Annotated in this window: 13 protein-coding genes; 8 read left to right on the top strand and 5 right to left on the bottom strand. The window is 66.8% G+C overall.

Features of this window, described 5'->3' with window-relative positions; translation table 11 throughout:
* The first annotated feature begins 10 nt into the window (after positions 1 to 10).
* Positions 11 to 2,683: a pyruvate dehydrogenase (acetyl-transferring), homodimeric type gene (gene aceE, locus LRR16_RS20500; RefSeq protein ID WP_232206948.1), complete on the top strand. Its 2,673-nt coding sequence runs from the start codon at positions 11 to 13 to the stop codon at positions 2,681 to 2,683.
* Positions 2,684 to 2,731: 48 nt separating this feature from the next.
* Here the strand turns inward: aceE and LRR16_RS20495 are convergent, their stop codons facing one another.
* Both LRR16_RS20495 and LRR16_RS20490 read right to left on the bottom strand, forming a co-directional pair.
* Positions 2,732 to 4,975, bottom strand: coding sequence for a TonB-dependent receptor (locus tag LRR16_RS20495; protein WP_232206947.1), 2,244 nt, complete (start codon positions 4,973 to 4,975; stop codon positions 2,732 to 2,734).
* 122 nt (positions 4,976 to 5,097) lie between these two features.
* Positions 5,098 to 6,009: a LysR family transcriptional regulator gene (locus tag LRR16_RS20490; RefSeq protein ID WP_232206946.1), complete on the bottom strand. Its 912-nt coding sequence runs from the start codon at positions 6,007 to 6,009 to the stop codon at positions 5,098 to 5,100.
* A gap of 247 nt (positions 6,010 to 6,256) precedes the next feature.
* On the opposite strand from LRR16_RS20490, the gene LRR16_RS20485 reads away from it, so the two are divergent.
* Positions 6,257 to 7,459: an MFS transporter gene (locus LRR16_RS20485; RefSeq protein WP_232206945.1), complete on the top strand. Its 1,203-nt coding sequence runs from the start codon at positions 6,257 to 6,259 to the stop codon at positions 7,457 to 7,459.
* 43 nt (positions 7,460 to 7,502) lie between these two features.
* On the opposite strand, the gene LRR16_RS20480 is transcribed toward LRR16_RS20485, so the two are convergent.
* The 3 genes from LRR16_RS20480 to LRR16_RS20470 form a co-directional block, all read right to left on the bottom strand.
* The gene (locus LRR16_RS20480; protein ID WP_064577074.1) at positions 7,503 to 8,549 is read right to left on the bottom strand and encodes a nucleotidyl transferase AbiEii/AbiGii toxin family protein; all 1,047 of its coding nucleotides are present in this window, start codon (positions 8,547 to 8,549) and stop codon (positions 7,503 to 7,505) included.
* Between the two features lie 6 nt (positions 8,550 to 8,555).
* Positions 8,556 to 9,149, bottom strand: coding sequence for a DUF6088 family protein (locus tag LRR16_RS20475; RefSeq protein WP_053821699.1), 594 nt, complete (start codon positions 9,147 to 9,149; stop codon positions 8,556 to 8,558).
* A gap of 121 nt (positions 9,150 to 9,270) precedes the next feature.
* Positions 9,271 to 10,056, bottom strand: a complete 786-nt coding sequence (locus tag LRR16_RS20470; protein ID WP_232206944.1) for a TetR/AcrR family transcriptional regulator — start codon at positions 10,054 to 10,056, stop codon at positions 9,271 to 9,273.
* A gap of 56 nt (positions 10,057 to 10,112) precedes the next feature.
* Between LRR16_RS20470 and LRR16_RS20465 the strand changes: the two genes are divergently transcribed.
* The 6 genes from LRR16_RS20465 to LRR16_RS20440 all read left to right on the top strand — a co-directional run bounded on the left by LRR16_RS20465 (position 10,113) and on the right by LRR16_RS20440 (position 16,329).
* Entirely contained in the window at positions 10,113 to 10,856 is a 744-nt protein-coding gene (locus tag LRR16_RS20465; protein WP_006578675.1) for an SDR family NAD(P)-dependent oxidoreductase, read from the top strand.
* 316 nt (positions 10,857 to 11,172) lie between these two features.
* Positions 11,173 to 12,075: an amidohydrolase family protein gene (locus LRR16_RS20460; protein WP_006578676.1), complete on the top strand. Its 903-nt coding sequence runs from the start codon at positions 11,173 to 11,175 to the stop codon at positions 12,073 to 12,075.
* 55 nt (positions 12,076 to 12,130) lie between these two features.
* Positions 12,131 to 13,045, top strand: coding sequence for an amidohydrolase family protein (locus tag LRR16_RS20455; protein ID WP_006578677.1), 915 nt, complete (start codon positions 12,131 to 12,133; stop codon positions 13,043 to 13,045).
* A 76-nt stretch (positions 13,046 to 13,121) separates the two neighbouring features.
* The gene (locus LRR16_RS20450) at positions 13,122 to 14,570 is read left to right on the top strand and encodes a UbiD family decarboxylase (RefSeq protein WP_232206943.1); all 1,449 of its coding nucleotides are present in this window, start codon (positions 13,122 to 13,124) and stop codon (positions 14,568 to 14,570) included.
* Positions 14,567 to 15,190 (top strand): UbiX family flavin prenyltransferase, encoded by a 624-nt coding sequence (locus LRR16_RS20445; protein ID WP_006579564.1) that lies wholly within the window; start codon positions 14,567 to 14,569, stop codon positions 15,188 to 15,190. Before LRR16_RS20450 ends, LRR16_RS20445 begins: the two co-directional genes overlap by 4 nt.
* A gap of 83 nt (positions 15,191 to 15,273) precedes the next feature.
* A complete protein-coding gene (locus LRR16_RS20440; RefSeq protein ID WP_232206979.1) occupies positions 15,274 to 16,329 on the top strand; it encodes a GTP-binding protein in 1,056 nt (351 codons plus the stop codon).
* Positions 16,330 to 16,344 lie beyond the last annotated feature (15 nt).

The raw sequence follows: 16,344 nt of genomic DNA, 5'->3' as shown, positions 1-16,344 counted from the left end.
GAGCCACGCCATGCCAACCTCTTCCTTACTCCAAGACGTCGATCCGCTCGAAACGCGCGAATGGCTCGAATCGTTGCAGGCCGTCGTGCGGGTCGAGGGCCGGCCACGCGCTCACTATCTGATCGACCAGCTGCTCGACTTCGATGGTTCGATGCATGGCGACTTCCACGGCCGCGTCAATACGCCGTACGTCAACACGATCCCCGCCGAGCGCGAGTTGCCGTATCCGGGCGACGCTGTACTGGAGCGCGAATTGAATGCGCTGATCCGCTGGAACGCGATGGCGATGGTGCTGCGCGCCGGCAAGCATTCGAACGTGGGCGGGCATATCGCCACCTATGCCTCCGCGGCGGTGCTGTACGACGTCGGCTTCGATCATTTCTTCCGCGGCCGCACCGATACATTCGCCGGCGACATGGTGTATATCCAGGGCCATTCGGCGCCGGGCATCTATGCGCGCGCCTATCTGGAGGGCCGTATCGACGAAGCGCAGCTCGACAATTTCCGCAGGGAAGCGGGGCGCCGCGGCCTGTCGTCGTATCCGCATCCGCGCCTGATGCCGGACTTCTGGCAATTCCCCACCGTGTCGATGGGGCTCGGGCCCATCATGGCGGCCTATCAGGGCCGCTTCCTGCGCTATCTGGAAAATCGGGGCCTGCAGCAGCACCAGGGCCGCAAGGTCTGGGCCTTCCTCGGCGATGGGGAAATGGACCAGCCGGAGTCGCTGGCCGCGATCTCGATGGCGGGGCGCGAGAAGCTCGACAATCTGATCTTCGTCGTCAACTGCAATCTGCAACGGCTCGATGGTCCGGTGCGCGGCAACGCGAAGGTGATCCAGGAATTCGAGGCGCTCTATCGCGCCGCGGGCTGGAACGTCATCAAGGTGATCTGGGGCGGCGGGTGGGACCGGCTGCTGGCCAGGGACCATACCGGGCTGCTGCGCCAGCGGATGATGGAGTGCGTCGACGGCGAATACCAGACCTACAAGTCGCAGAACGGCGCCTATGTGCGCCAGCATTTCTTCGGCAAATATCCGGCGCTGCTCGAGATGGTGGCCGACATGAGCGACGACGAGATCTGGGCGCTGTCGCGCGGGGGCCATGATCCGGTCAAGGTCTACAACGCCTATGCCGCCGCAGTGCGGCACACCGGTCAGCCAACCGTGATCCTCGCCAAGACCGTCAAGGGCTTCGGCATGGGCGAGGCCGGCGAGGGCCAGAACATCAATCACCAGCTCAAGAAGCTGAACGCGGACGCGGTACGGGCTTTCCGCGACCGCTTTGCGCTGGATCTGCCCGACGCGCGCCTCGACGAGATGCCGTACCTGAAGCCGGCGCCGGACAGCGAGGCGGCGCGCTATTTCGCGTCGAGGCGCCGGGCGCTGGGCGGCCATGTGCCGGCGCGCTTCGGCGATTGCGCGCCGTTGCCGGCGCCGCCGCTGTCGACCTTCGCGACGCAGCTGCAGGACTCCGGCGAGCGGGAGTATTCCACCACGATGGCCTTTGTGCGCATGCTTGGCGCGCTGCTGAAGGTGCCGGAGATCGGCAAGCGTATCGTGCCGATCGTGCCGGACGAGTCCCGCACGTTCGGCATGGAAGGGCTGTTCCGCCAGATCGGCATCTATTCGCATGTGGGGCAGCTGTACACGCCGCAGGACGCGGGCCAGTTGAGCTACTACAAGGAGAGCCGGGACGGCCAGATCCTGCAGGAAGGGCTGAACGAAGCCGGCGCGACCTCATCGTGGATCGCGGCCGGCACCTCGTACAGCAATCACGGCGTGATGACGGTGCCGTTCTACATCTTCTATTCGATGTTCGGCTTCCAGCGGATTGGCGATCTGGCGTGGGCCGCTGGCGATGCCCGCACGCGGGGCTTCCTGCTGGGCGCGACCTCCGGGCGCACGACGCTGATGGGCGAGGGATTACAGCACGATGATGGGCACAGCCATGTGCTGTCGTCGGTGATCCCGTGCTGCGTGTCGTACGACCCCACCTTTGCCTACGAGCTGGCGGTGATCGTGCAGGACGGCATGCGCCGGATGTTCACCGAGCAGCAGGACATCTTCTACTACATCACGCTGCTCAACGAGAACTATCCCCATCCGGCGCTGCCGGCCGGGGCGGAGCAGGGCATCCTGAAGGGCTTCTATCGGCTGAAGGCGGTCGGCGAGGCCAGCCAGCGCATGCCGAGCGTGCAGCTGGCCGGCAGCGGCGCGATCCTGAACGAGGTGATTGCCGCCGCCGAGCTGCTGGCGGACGATTTCGGCATCGCCAGCGAGATCTGGAGCGCGACGAGCCTGACGGAGCTGCGCCGCGACGGGTTGGCTGCCGAACGCTGGAACACGCTGCATCCGGGGAGCGAGCCGCGCGTGCCCTACGTCCAGCAATGCCTGGCCGGACACCAGGGCCCGCTCGTCGTGGCGACCGATTACATGAAGATCGTCGCCGACCAGATCCGGCCCTTCGTGACGGACCGCCGGCTGGTTGCGCTGGGCACCGACGGTTTCGGCCGTTCGGACACGCGTGAATCGTTGCGGCGCTTCTTCGAGGTCGATCGGCACTTCATCGCGGTCGCCGCGCTGAAGGCGCTGGCCGACGATGGTGCGTTGCCGGTCGCCAGGGTCGCCGAGGCCATCGCGCGCTACGGCATCGACGCGGACGGCGCGGACCCGGCCGCGGCTTGATCGAGTGGCAGGCGCCGCGGGAACGCACGCTCCCGCGGGCCGCGCGGCTTACCAGCGGTGCTGGTACATCGCCGTCAGCGTGATGCCCGCCGCCGGCAGCCGGCTGGTATTGCTGCTGTTGCGCAGCAGCTGGCTGTACAAGGGGTAGTAGTCGCGATTGAGCAGGTTCTCGATGCCGATCGTGATCGTGTCCTTGCGCGTCAGCTGGTAGCGGCTGATCAGATCGAGCGTCGTATAGCTGCCGGTATCGCGCCGGCCGAAGCTGTTCTGGCCGTTCAGGCGGTAGTCGCGCCCGGCGTAATAGCTGACCTGCAGGCGGTTGGTCCATTGGCTGATCGGCCGGTATTGCAGGTAGCCGGTCAGCTTCAGCGGCGGAATGCGGTAGCCCGTCATGTTCTGGAAGCTGCTGCTGCCTTGCGGCTGCTCGCGGCCGCGCATCCAGGTGAAGGTCCCGCCGACGCCCCATTTCTCGTCGTCGGTCAGATAGTCGGCCGCCGCCTCGACGCCGAAGATACGCTCCTTGGTGCGGGTCAGGATCAGCCCGTTGTTGAAGCTCTGCACGTCGCCGAGCTTCGAGGTGGTGTAGAACACCGCCACGTTGGCCAGCGTGTTGCTGCCCAGCGCACCGCGCCAGCCGAGCTCGTAGTTGTTGGTCTTGACCGGCTCCAGGCTCGACGAGTTGATGTCGAACCCCGGCCGCGCATTGCGGATCTGCAGGCCGATGTCGGGCAGCTGGAAGCCCTGGCTGAAGGCGCCATAGAACTCCTGGCCCTTGACCGGCGCAAACGCGGCGCCGATGTTGAACAGCCAGGCGCCGTAGTCGACGGTGCCGCCCTTGACGCCGACCGGGTTGGCGACCTTCGACTGCGACAGCGGCACGAAGTCGTCGAAGCTGGCGCTGGCGCGCTCGTAGCGCGCGCCGCCTTCCATCGACCAGCGCTCGTCGAACTTGTGCTGCAGCTGGCCGAACACGCCGCCGCTGCGCGTGGTCAGCGGCGGCATATAGGTCAGCTCGCCGGTGCGCTGGAACACCAGGCCGCCGCTGGCGTCGTAGCGCGCGGCGTCGAACACGTCGAGCGGCATGTCGCTGCGTTCCTGGTTGTAGTCGGCGCCCCACAGCAGCTTGGTCTGCTTGCTGGCGCCCAGCGGCGTGCCGACGGTCAGCCGGCCACCGAAGACGCTGCTGTTCTGGCTGATCTGGTCGACGTTACCGCCGCGCGTGGCCACCGCGCGCGCGTCGAACGGGGGAAAGCGCGTGAAATAGTCGCGATAGTAGAACTGCGTCGATACGGTGCTGCCGTAGAAGTCCTGGTGCTGGTAGTCCAGGTTCAGCACCGTGTTGCGCAGCTCGTTCTGGTTTTCCAGCTGCAGGCCGCGAATCGCGCGCGCCGTGGCCGAACCCGGAGGCAGCCGTCCGACCGACGGGTCGGAGGCGTAGTCGGTGTTCTGCCTGGCGTGGTAGCGGCTCAGGCTCAGCTGCACGCGCTGCTGGCCGTCGATGCGCCAGCCGAGCTTGCCGCTGATGTTGTAGACGTTGGAATCGAACAGATCGCCCTGGCTCGGCTCGGGCGCGATCCGATGACCGTGCGCGTCGTAGGGGCTGCCGATGCGCTGCGCGCCGACATGGAAGGCGTAGTCGATCGGCCCCTGGCTGCCCGAGAAATGCTGCTGCACGTTGGCGCTGAGGCCTTCCTTGCTGAGCCGCGTCAGCGGCGTGCCCAGCGTCACCGTGGTGTCGGCGCTCGGCGGACCGCCCGCGGTGCGGGTCGTGATCGAGATGATGCCGCCGCTCGCGCCGGCGCCGTAGAGCGCGCTGCTGCCGCGCAGCACTTCGATCCGCTCGATGTTGCTCGGATCGATCGTCGCCAGGTTGCGGGCGGAATCGCGATTGGTATTGAGCGGAATGCCGTCGACCAGCACCAGCGCGCTGCGTCCGCGCAGCGTCTGGCCGAAGTCCGTCACGGTGCGGCTCGAATCGGCCATGCCCGGAATCAGCTTGCTCAGCATCGTCGCCAGATTGGTCGAGCCGGTCTTCAGCTCCTCGATCTGCTCGCGCTCGATCACGGTGACCTGCCGCGTCGGATTGACCAGATCGCTCTTGATCCGGTCGACCCGCACCTCGACGGTACTGAGCTCATGCGCGGGCGCCGTGCCCTGGGTGGCGGATGACGCCTGCTGCGCCAGCGTGGAAAGCGGGGCGCCGCCAGCGATGGCGGCGAGGATCAATGCCGACGGCGTCAGGGCCGGCGGCGTCGGCCGCGACGGTTGCGAACAGGCTGGTTTTTGTCTCATGGCGCGTGGCTCGGGCTCTCTCGTAATCTGCGGTTACAAAAAACCGTCAATCTTATTGATAACCATTCCTGTTTGCAACATAACGCGCGCTTCATTGGCGCTTCGCAACATAACGAGCGGGGTCAGCCTTGCGCGGCGATGCGTGTCAGCGCTTCCCGGAACGCCTGCGCGGCCGGACCGAACGGCTGGTCGACGCGATAGGCCAGGTAGGCCTCGTACAGAACGCGCGCATCGCGGCCCAGTGAGGGTGTGGCGACGCGCACCAGCCTGCCTTCGCGCAGATCGCGTTCGACCAGCCAGCGCGGCAGTCGGCCCCAGCCGAGGCCGGACAGGATCAGTGCGTACTTGATGTCCTGGGTGTTGACGCGGCACGTCTGCGGCGACAGCACGCCGAAGTCGCGGCCGGCGGACAGCGGCGTGGGATCGGACTGCACGATCTGCAGGTGATCGGCGAGGTCGGCCACGCCCAGTGGCGGGCCGCGCCGCCGCGATGCCAGCGGATGGCGCGCGGACACGACCGCCACCACCTCGGTCGACGACAGCGCCTGCAGCGCGACACGCGGATCGCGAAAACCCTCGCCGACCATCACCGCCAGCGTGGCGCGTTGCTCCAGCAGGGCTGCCAGCGGCCCGCCCAGCGGTTCGACCGCGACGCGGATCGCCACCGACGGATAGCGGCCCCGCATCGCTTCCAGCGCGGCGCTGATCTGCGCCAGCGGAAACAGCGTATCGACGATCACCGACAGTTCGAGCTCCAGTTGCTGGCCAAGGCCGCGGGCGCGCGCCCGCATCGCATCGACGCGCAGCAGGATGTCGCGCGCGTTGACCAGCAGGGCCTGGCCCTCGGGCGTCAATACCGGACGCCGCCGGGTGCGGTCGAACAGCGCGACGCCGAGCTGCGCCTCCAGATTGGCGATCGCGTGGCTGACCGCCGATTGCACGCGGCCGAGCTTGGCCGCTGCCGCGCGGAAACTGCCGGCGTCCGCGACGGTGGCGAAGGTGCGCAGCTGGTCGAGGGTCAGGGCGTCGAGCATGAGTTGGGTAGCCGGAAGCCGTCGCTCCAATGATCTATTGGATCGATCGTTTGGATCGAACTTATATCACTTCCGTCGATGCCCCGCCGATGCGATCCTGTGCCCCATTTCGAGGGTTCCAGGGCAGGAGAACGAGATGACCGATTGTGCGAACGGGCGGCGGGGGTGGTCCGCCCGCAGAGGACAGGCAGTGGTACCGCGGACGCCCACGACACTGACGACGTCCGCGCCTTCCGGTAATGCTGCGATGTGGCTGACGGTGGCGGTCGTGGTCGGCGCCGGCGTCGTCGCGGCGCTGCAGGTCGGCAAGGCCGCGATCGCGACGCCGATGCTGCGAGCAGACCTTGGCGCGAGCCTGGCGCAGGCGGGCTGGCTGATGGCGATCGTCGCGGTGCTCGGCTCGCTCGGCGGGATTCCGGCCGGTGCCCTGGTTACCGCCTTCGGCGACCGGCGTGTGCTGCTTGGCGGTCTGCTCGCGGTGGTGGCCGGCGCTGGCGCCGGCGCGCTGGCGCCGACGCTGCCGGCGCTGATGGCGTCGCGTTTCGTCGAAGGACTCGGCTTCCTGCTGATCGCGGTGGCGGGGCCCGCGGTGCTGCAGCGCGTCGTGCCGCCGCAGCGGCGCGATATCGCCTTTGCGCTGTGGAGTTGCTTCATGCCGGCCGGCATGGCGCTGGCGATGGTCGCCGGTCCGCTGTTCGGCACCTGGCGCGGACTATGGTGGGGCAGCGCGGCGCTGGCCGTCGTCGCGACAGTGGCGACGCGGCTGGCGATACCGGCTGCGGCGCAGCGGCCGGCATCGCCGCGGCCGTCCTCGCGAGCGCACGGCGTCGCGGGCGCTGCCGCAACCATGCGCGCCGATATCGTGTCCGTGCTGCGCGCCTCGCAGCCGCTGCGGCTCGCCGCCTGCTTCGCGCTGTACAGCCTGATGTTCTTTGCGTTGTTCAGCTTCCTGCCGGTGCTGCTGATCGAACGGATCGGCGTCTCCCACCGCATGGTCGGGCTGCTGACGGCGCTCGCGATCGCCGCCAACATGATCGGCAATCTGGCCGCCGGCTATCTGCTGGCGCGCGGCGTATCGCGGTCCCTGGTGGTGGGCGCTACCTGCCTGACCATGGGACTGGCCGCGCTTGGCATCTTCCTGCCGCTCTTCGGCGATGTGCCGACCTTCCTGCTGTGCCTGTTGTTCTCGGCGGTGGGCGGGCTGATTCCCGCGACCTTGCTGTCGAGCGCGTCCATCGTCGCTCCCACGGCGGGGCTGTTGCCGGTCGTGATCGGCCTGCTGATGCAGGGCAGCAATCTTGGGCAGGTGGTCGGACCCGTTACCGTCGGCGCGGCCATCGAGGCCTGGGGCTGGCACGCCGCCGCGGCCGTCGTGGCGCTATCGGCGTTGGCCGCCATGCTGCTGGCGCGCGGCATGCGGTTTGGGGCCGAGCAGTGTGAATCGGCGTGAACCGGAGCTTTGAACCGCCCTTCGCCATAGCGCGAGCCGCGGATCAGAACGTCTTTTCGGGCAGTGGTTCTGTACCTCGGGCCAAGTCGTTCGCTCTGCGTTCGATGGTGGCGCAGCGCTCCAGCAGTATTTCAAAGGGCTCGCCATCGTCAAGCAGCAGGCCGTCGTCGATCATGTGCTGATAGTCGGAGGCCAATGCGCTAAGCGCCTTGTCGTCAGGGACCAATCGCAACCCTCCGGACACCGCCACGCCATAGTCGATCGGTTCGCCGCCAGGAAATTTCTCGGCGAAGAAAATCCCCTTGTGCTTCGCGACGGCGTGGGCAAGACCGCGATCGGCAAGGGCGGCATCGGCGAGTCCGACGTCGTCGAGGCGCACCAGATCGTGCCAATGCCGGGCGAAACGCGCGCTGCCACGGAACTCACCCTGTGCGCAGTAGACATGAATCGCCGTGGCCTTTTCCCAGAACGTGCGTTCGGCGCGCATGACGCGCGCGGTAGTGTCTGGAAACGCGATCTCGCGAAGATGCGCGGCCGCATCGCAGTGGATCCGGCGCAGATGACTTGGCTCGCCCGTACATCGGGCACCGAACTCGAGCATGACGACCGGGGAAACGTAGCCGGTTCCACAGGACAGCGGCTCGTACGCAATTAAGACCTTGTCACCGTCCACGCTGGCGGCCGCCGGCAGCCGTTGCCTCCCCAATTCGTCTTGAATCGACGGAAGCATCTCGGTCATGACCCAAGCCGACAGGCGCGTGCGGATGGCCTTGGTCCATCGCTTCTCCTGACTACGGTTAGGCGGCAGCGGTTCGCCGGTGTCCCCGATCAGGTCGCCGGCGATCGCCCTGATGTCATAGGTCAGGTCGATGTCTTCTGAGAAGCGGCGGATCGCGCCATACGCCTTGGACAGAGAAGTACCGCCCTTGAAGACCAGATGATCGGCATGAGGGCCGGCAAAGAGATGGCGCAGCGACCATACCACCCATAGATCCTTTTCGAGCAGATGCGGCGGCCGGCCGGATCGCGTCGCGACCACTTCGAGAGCATCCCGTTGTTCCGCCCGGGACAGGCTGAAGAACTCGGTCACGTTGCGTCAATGCTGCAGCAAGGTACTCACTTCCTTGGCCATCCACGTGGGCAGCTGACCGCGTGAAGACGCGACTTCGGCAAGGTCGGATGCCGAGAGCCGGGCGCGCAGTTTTGCGATCGCTTCGTTGGCATGTTGGGGGCCGAGCCATGTCAGCGCGCGCAGGACCTTTCCGGCGTGGCGGCCGGCCAATGCCAACTGCCATCGCGGTGCGTGCCGGAACTCAATCACTTGAGCGCCCAGCGTAAGCAGGCGGCTGCGGCCGGAGGTCAAATACACGGCGCGCACGGGAACTTGCGTCGTCAGCCCCAGTTCGTTGGCCGCCGCGGCACCATGAGGCACGACGGTTTCCCCACGCTGCCGGGCAAGACCCTCGATCAATGCCGAGGCGGCCGGCGCCCGGTTGCCGAAGCGGGTAGGCACGGGAACGGCATAAATACCGCGTTCGATGCGAAGCAATGCGCCACGGCGCGCCATACGGCTGAGCGCCTGGTCGACGGCGGCGCGATTTCCCAGATGCAGCAAGCCCTTGGCGACCAAGGGCGTGCCTTCCGGTAGTCCGGCTGCGTATTCGGTGATCTGTTGGGCAAGGGTTCGCATCGTTCCTCCTTGGACTGTCGGAAGTTTATATCGATTTCTGACACAAAGCAACGACGGTGGCATCCGGCGACCTGCATCGCGCTCGTTTGGTCGTCAGGGAAGAAGGTCTTGAAGAGGCGTATCAGGCACTACGCTGCCGCGCGGGGCGTTTCTGCGGCTCGCCGGATAAGCTATCCCACACCCGCATCGCGCAGTCCACCACCCGGTGCAGCCGCTGGCGCGAAGCCCCGGTGCGGGCCTGGATCGACAAGCCCTGCAGCACCGTCTCGAAGTAAGCCGCGAGGGCGCCGATGTCCGTGTCGGCCGGCAGTTCGCCGGCCTCGACGCCTTGCTTCAGGCGCTGGCGCACCGATTCGCCGACCGTGCGCAGCTTGCTCGACAGCATCGTCTTCATCTCGCTGTCGTCGTCGGGACAGGCGGCGGCGATCGACACCACCAGGCAGCCGCGCGGCGTCGTCGGGTCGCAATAGGCGTCGACGTTGTCACGCAGCATCGCCTCGATCGCCGCGCGCGCGGCCGGACGGGCCAGCGCCGGCGTGGTGAAGTTCATCGTGCGCTGATACAGCGCCATCGCTTCCTGAAACAGCTGCGCCTTGTCGCCGAAGGCGGCATAGAGGCTGGGGCGGTTGATCCCCATCGCGGCGGTCAGCTCGCTCAGCGACGCCTGTTCGTAGCCGCGCTCCCAGAACACGCGCATGGCCGCCTGCAGGGCGGTGTCGCGGTCGAAGGCGCGGGGTCTTCCTCGTTGGCTCATGGATGGAACGGTGAATTCTGTACTGACCGGATAGTAAATCCCTTGACCGTCGGCGACAACGTGCCAATAATGCCATTCAAATTTGTACCGACCGGTATGAATTGCGGGCGCGGCGATCGATACCGGCAACACCTGTGTGGCAACCCGGTTCAAACCACGCCGAACGACGCGTTGAAACCACGTTGAATACCAACTTCAAGGAGCAAGACATGGCATCCCTGCAAGGAAAAACGGCCCTGGTCACGGGCGGCAGCCGCGGCATCGGCGCCGCGATCGCTCGCCGGCTGGCCGCCGATGGCGCGGACGTTGCACTGACCTACGCCAGTTCGGAGCAGCAGGCCGAAGAGGTTGCCGCCCAGGTGCGGGCGCATGGCCGGCAGGCACTGGCAATCCGGGCCGACAACAGCGATCCGGCGGCGGTGGCCGATGCGGTCGCGCGGGCCGCGGCGGCGTTCGGCAAGATCGACATCCTGGTGAACAACGCCGGCATTTTCCGCGCGGGTTCGCCGACGGAAGCGACCGTCGAGGACTTCGACGTGACGATGGCCGTCAACGTCCGTGCCGCCTTCGTTGCGATCAAGGCGGTGGCAGCGGTCATGCCCGATGGCGGCCGCATTATCTCGATCGGCAGCAACCTCGCGGTGCGCGTGCCGGGGCAGGGAATGGCGATCTATAGCGCGAGCAAGGCGGCGCTGGTCGGCATGACGCAGGGCCTGGCGCGCGATTTCGGTCCGCGCGGCATTACCGTCAATGTGGTGCACCCCGGCTCGACCGCCACCGACATGAACCCGCCCGATGGGCCGCATTCCGACTGGCAGCGCTCGCTGATGGCAGGGCAGCAGCGTTACGCCTCGCCGGACGAGGTGGCCGCCGTGGTGGCGCTGCTGGCCTCGCCGGAGGCGCAAGCGGTGACCGGCGCCGCATGGACCATCGATAACGGCACCAACGCCTGATCGCACGCCGCATCGATGGATCCGAGCGCGGGAGCGTGGGCACCGCAACATCGGCGTCCACGCTTCCCGCTTGACATCCCAATTTCCACGGCGGTATAAAGGCGCCGTGGGTAGAAGCGGTCGATTGAACAAGCAGCGGCGCAATGCCGCGATCGTTCAACTGGAGATTGCTCACTGACGGAGTACCGTCGGTGGCGCATTCTTCCAACGCTCCCCCTCGACAGTGCTCCCGAACGCAACGCGCGCCTGGCCCGTCCGCAACGACCGGCCCGGTCCCGCATGCCTTCAACCTGCAGCATTGCGAGGAGACACCCGCATGATCATCGACACCAGTTGCTATCCGACCAATCTGGTCGATCTGGCATGGCGGCACGATGGCGAGCCCTTTACCGGCGAGCGCCTGATCCAGATGATGGATGGCCCATTCCTGATCAACGGCAAGCCGCGCCGCATCGATCGCGCCTTCATCCAGCCGCCGCAAGGCAACACCATCTACACGTGGACCGACGGCACCAGGTCGGGCAGCGAATCGATCGACGCCTATATGGCCTACACGGTCGAGATGGTGCGCAAATATCCCGACCGCTTCATCGGCTGCTTCGTCTACAACCCGCGTTGCGGCGTCGAAAACGGCGTCAATGCGATCGACCATTACGTGCGCAAGCTCGGTTTCAAGATGGTCCAGTTCCAGGCCAACATGCACGCCTATCGGCCCGACCGCGCGCTCGACTGGCTGCGTCCGGCGCTGCAGAAATGCGCGGAACTGGGCGTGCTGGTCAAGCTGCATACCGGCGACGGCCCCTACAGCATCCCGACCGAATGGGTGCCGATGATCAAGGAATTCCCGACGGTCAATTTCATCATGGCCCACTTCGGCGTGCAAACCGGCGGCGTCTATTGCTTCGAGCCGTTCCAGATGGCGATGGACATGCCGAACGTCTATTGCGAATCGGGCTGGTGCCTGCAATCGCGCATCGTCGAATTTGCCAAGGTCTTGCCCAGGCACAAGATCCTGTTCGGGTCCGATACGCCGCCGAACGAGCCGGGCATGTGGCTGCGCCTGCTGGAGGTGCTGTGTTTCGAGCCGCCGCAGGGGCTCAATCTGGACGAGGACACGCTGGAGGACTACCTCGGCAACAACGTCGCGCGGATGATCGGGCTCGAACCGACGCCGGTGCCGCGCACGGTCGAAGAGGCCCGCGCCAGGCTCGCCGCCTGAGCCGCGCCGCCCACGACCGCTTCCAGACAACGCAGCCCTGCACGGAGCCACTGCAATGATCATCGACACCCATCTGCATCCCACCAACCTCGTCGACGAGGCCTGGCGCCATACCGGCGAACCGTTCACCGGCGAGCGCCTGCTCAAGATGATGGACGGCCCCTACATCATCAACGGCAAGCCGCGCCGCATCGACATGGGCTTCATCCAGCCGCCGCCCGGCAATACCGGCTATCGCGACGGCAATCGCCGCGGCCGCGAAGGCGTGCGCGACTACATGGCCTATGTGGCCGAGCTGTGCCAGAAATATCCGGACCGCTTCATCGGCAATTTCACCTTCAATCCGCGCTGGGGTCCGGAAGAGGGCGCGCTCGAGCTCGAATACCACGTCAAGGAATACGGCTTCAAGATGATGAAGCTGCATGCCAACATGCACGGCTATCGCCCCGACCGCGCGCTCGACTGGCTGCGGCCCGCATTGAAGATGTGTGCCAAGTACAACGTCGTGGTGCTGATCCACACCGGCGACGGGCCGTACACGATTCCGACGATGTTCTATCCGATCATCCGCGAATTCCCGATGGTCAATTTCATCATTGGCCATTTCGGCATCCAGACCGGCGGCAATTATTCGTTCGAGGCGTTCTGGATGGCGATGGACACGCCGAACGTCTATTGCGAATCGGGCTGGTGCTTCCAGTCGCGCATCGTCGAATTCGCCCGCCAGTTGCCGCGCAACAAGATCGTGTTCGGCACCGACACGCCGCCGAACGAGCCGGGCATGTGGCTGCGCGAGCTGGAGATGCTGTGCGGCCCTGCGCCGCAGGGGATGGATCTGGACGAGGACGGGCTGGAGGACTACATGGGCAACAACATTGCCCGCCTGATCGGCCTGGAGACCACGCCGCCGCCGCGCACGATGGAAGAGGCGCAGGCCAGGCTGACCGATACCTACGCCGGTCTTCGCTGAACCGCCCCACACGGCGGCCGGCCGGGCCCGGCACGTTCGCGTGCCGCGGCCCGGCCGGCGTGACAAGGAGAGAACGATGACATCGTCGCTCAATTCGGGGCGCCATTCGGGACGCGATTCAGGGTGCGATTCGGGGCGCGATTCGGGGCGCTACTCGTCGTCGCAGGATTTCCGCGACTTTCTGTCGGCCTATCGGGCCGCGCATCCCGATGATGTGCTGGTGATCGGCGACGAGGTCGGCGCCGATCAGGATGCGACCGCCGTGGTCTGGCAACTGGCCGCGCAGGGGCGCCATCCGATGCTGGTGTTCGAGCGCGTGCGGGGTTTGGGGACGCCGCTGGTGACCAATGTGTTCGCCTCGCGCGAGCGCGTCGGCCGGTTGCTTGGCGTCGGCGCCGACGGCATCCACGCCGAATATCAGGCGCGCAGCCGCCGCCTGGTGCCGCCGCGCGAGGTCGACAACGGGCCGGTGCTCGAGGTCGTGCAGAGCGAGGGCATCGACCTGCGGACGATCCCGGCGATCCGGCATTTCGCCACCGATCGCGGGCCCTATATCACCAACGCGATCCTGATCGCGCAGGACCCCGAGACCGGCATCGGCAATGCCAGCTACCACCGCTCGATGGTGCACTCGCCGACCGGCATCGCCACCAGCCTGCATTCGCGCGGCCACCTGTGGCGCATGCAGCAGCAGGCCGCCGTGCGCGGGCAGCCGTTGCCGGTGGCGATGGTGATCGGCGCGCATCCGCTCTTCATGCTGGCGGGCGCGGCACGGCTGCCGTACGGCATCGACGAGCGCCACGTTGCCGGCGGGCTGTTCGGCGCGCCGCTGGAGGTCGTGCGCACGCCGCGCCATGGCATCGCGGTGCCGGCCAGCGCGGAGATCGTGCTGGAAGGGGTCATCGATCCGGAAGCGCGTGTCGACGAGGGGCCGTTCGGCGAGTTCACCGGCTATTCGTCGGACCGCTCGACCAACAATCTGCTGCGCGTCGAGACGATCCTGCGCCGGCGCGACGCGATGCTGATCGACGTGGTCGGCGGCAATTCGGCCGAGCACCTCAATCTCGGACGGATTCCGCGCGAGTCGGAGATGGTCGAGAAGCTGAAGGAGCGTTTTCCCAGCGTCACCGCCGTGCACTACCCGAGTTCGGGCACGCACTTCCATGCCTATGTCGCGCTCAAGCCAATGCGTGCCGGCGAGGCGCGCCAGGTCATGCTGGGACTGCTCGGCTGGGATCCGTACCTGAAGACGGTGATCGCGGTCGACGAGGATGTCGATATCACGCGCGATGAAGAGGTGCTGTGGGCCGTCGCCACGCATCTGCAGCCGCATCTGGACGTGGTGGTCGTCGACGGCCTGCCCGGCAGCGCGCTCGATCCGTCGGCATCCGGCGTCGGTACGACGTCGCGCATGGGGCTCGATGCGACACGCGGCCCGCAGTTCGATGGCATCCGCGCGCGCATCGGCGACGACGCGATGGCGCGGGCCGCGCGGCTGCTCGGCGATGTGCTGGGGCGCCCATGAGCCGCCGCCTCGTGGTCGCCATCACCGGCGCCAGCGGCGCGATCTACGGCGTGCGCCTGCTGCAGTGGCTGGCGCAGCAGCCGGACTGGCGCACCGACCTGGTGGTGACGCCGTCCGGCTGGCTGACGATCCGGCACGAGCTCGGCCTGTGCCGCGCCGAGGTCGAGGCGCTGGCCGACGTCGCCCACAACGTCCGCGATATCGGCGCCACCATCGCCAGCGGCTCCTATCGCTGCGCCGGGATGGTGGTGGCGCCGTGTTCGATGCGGACGCTGGCGGCGATCGCGCATGGCCTCGCCGACAACCTGGTCACGCGCGCCGCCGACGTGATGCTGAAGGAAAGGCGCCGGCTGGTGCTGCTGCCGCGCGAGACGCCGCTGCATCTGGGCCATCTGCGCAACCTGACCGCGGTCACCGAGATGGGCGCGATCGTGCTGCCCCCGGTGCCGGCGTTCTACCACCGGCCAGGCTCCATCGACGATCTGGTCAACCATACCGTCGGGCGTACGCTCGACCTGTTCGATATCGACCATGCCGGTCTGGTCGCGCGTTGGCAGGGGATGCGTCCCGTGCCGGCCGACGCGATGCCGACTGCCATGGCGGAGGAGGAGACACGATGAATGCCCTTACGTCCCTTACCCATGAAGCGATACGTTCGACTACGGTCCAGCCAGCCGCCGGAGATCATGCCGAGCGCGCCGCAGTGCCGGTCCCCGTGACGATCCTGACCGGCTTTCTCGGCGCCGGAAAGACCACGCTGCTGAACTACATCCTGACCGAGCGGCACGGCCATCGCATCGCGGTGATCGAGAACGAGTTCGGCGAGGTCGATGTCGATTCGGACCTGGTGCTGAGCTCGGACGAAGAGATCTACCAGATGACCAACGGCTGCATCTGCTGCGTGGTCGACGTGCGTACCGATCTGGTCCGCATCCTGCAGAAGCTGCTGGCGCAGCCCGAACGCTTCGACCATATCATCGTCGAGACCAGCGGCCTCGCCGACCCGACCCCGGTCGCGGCGACCTTCTTCATGGACCACGAGGTGGCGCGGGAGGTCGCGCTCGACGGCGTAGTCACGCTGGTCGACGCGCTGCATATCGAAAGCCATCTGGACGATCCGCGGCTGCGCGGCTTCGACAATCAGGCGGTCGACCAGATCGTCGCAGCCGACCGCATCGTCATCAACAAGACCGACCTGGCCGACCCGGCGGCGGTGGACGCGCTGGAGGCGCGGCTGCGCCGGCTCAACGAGGGCGCGCAGATCCTGCGTTCGAACTATGCACGCGTCGATCTGCGGAACATTCTGGGAATCGGCGGGTTTACGCCGGGGCTGGCGGTGCTGGACGACAGCGGGGACGAGCACGATCACGGCCACGGTGATGATCACGGCGAAGGGCACGTCTGCGACGAGCACTGCGGACACGACCATGACCATGATCGTGAGCATGCCCACCGTCACGATCCGTCGGTCTCGTCGGTCTCGCTGGTATTCGACCGGCCGTTTGACGGAGACCGCCTCGCCAGCGCGATCCGGGCCTTGCTGGCGGCGCAGGGCGACGACCTGTTCCGCATCAAGGGCATCGTCGCCGTTACCGGCAGCGAGCGGCGCCATGTGCTGCAGGCCGTGCACCGGCAGCTCGACCTGCATGCGGGCGATCCATGGCTGGGCGCGCCGCGCGACAGCAAGCTCGTCTTTATCGGCCGCAATCTGGACCGCGGCCGATTGCAGACAATGCTGGGGATCTGCCTGGCACGTTGAGGCGGAGGGCGCAGC

It is taken from the genome of Cupriavidus sp. UGS-1, assembly GCF_021213615.1.
GTDB lineage: Bacteria > Pseudomonadota > Gammaproteobacteria > Burkholderiales > Burkholderiaceae > Cupriavidus.
This window is presented reverse-complemented; position numbering and strand designations above follow the sequence as displayed.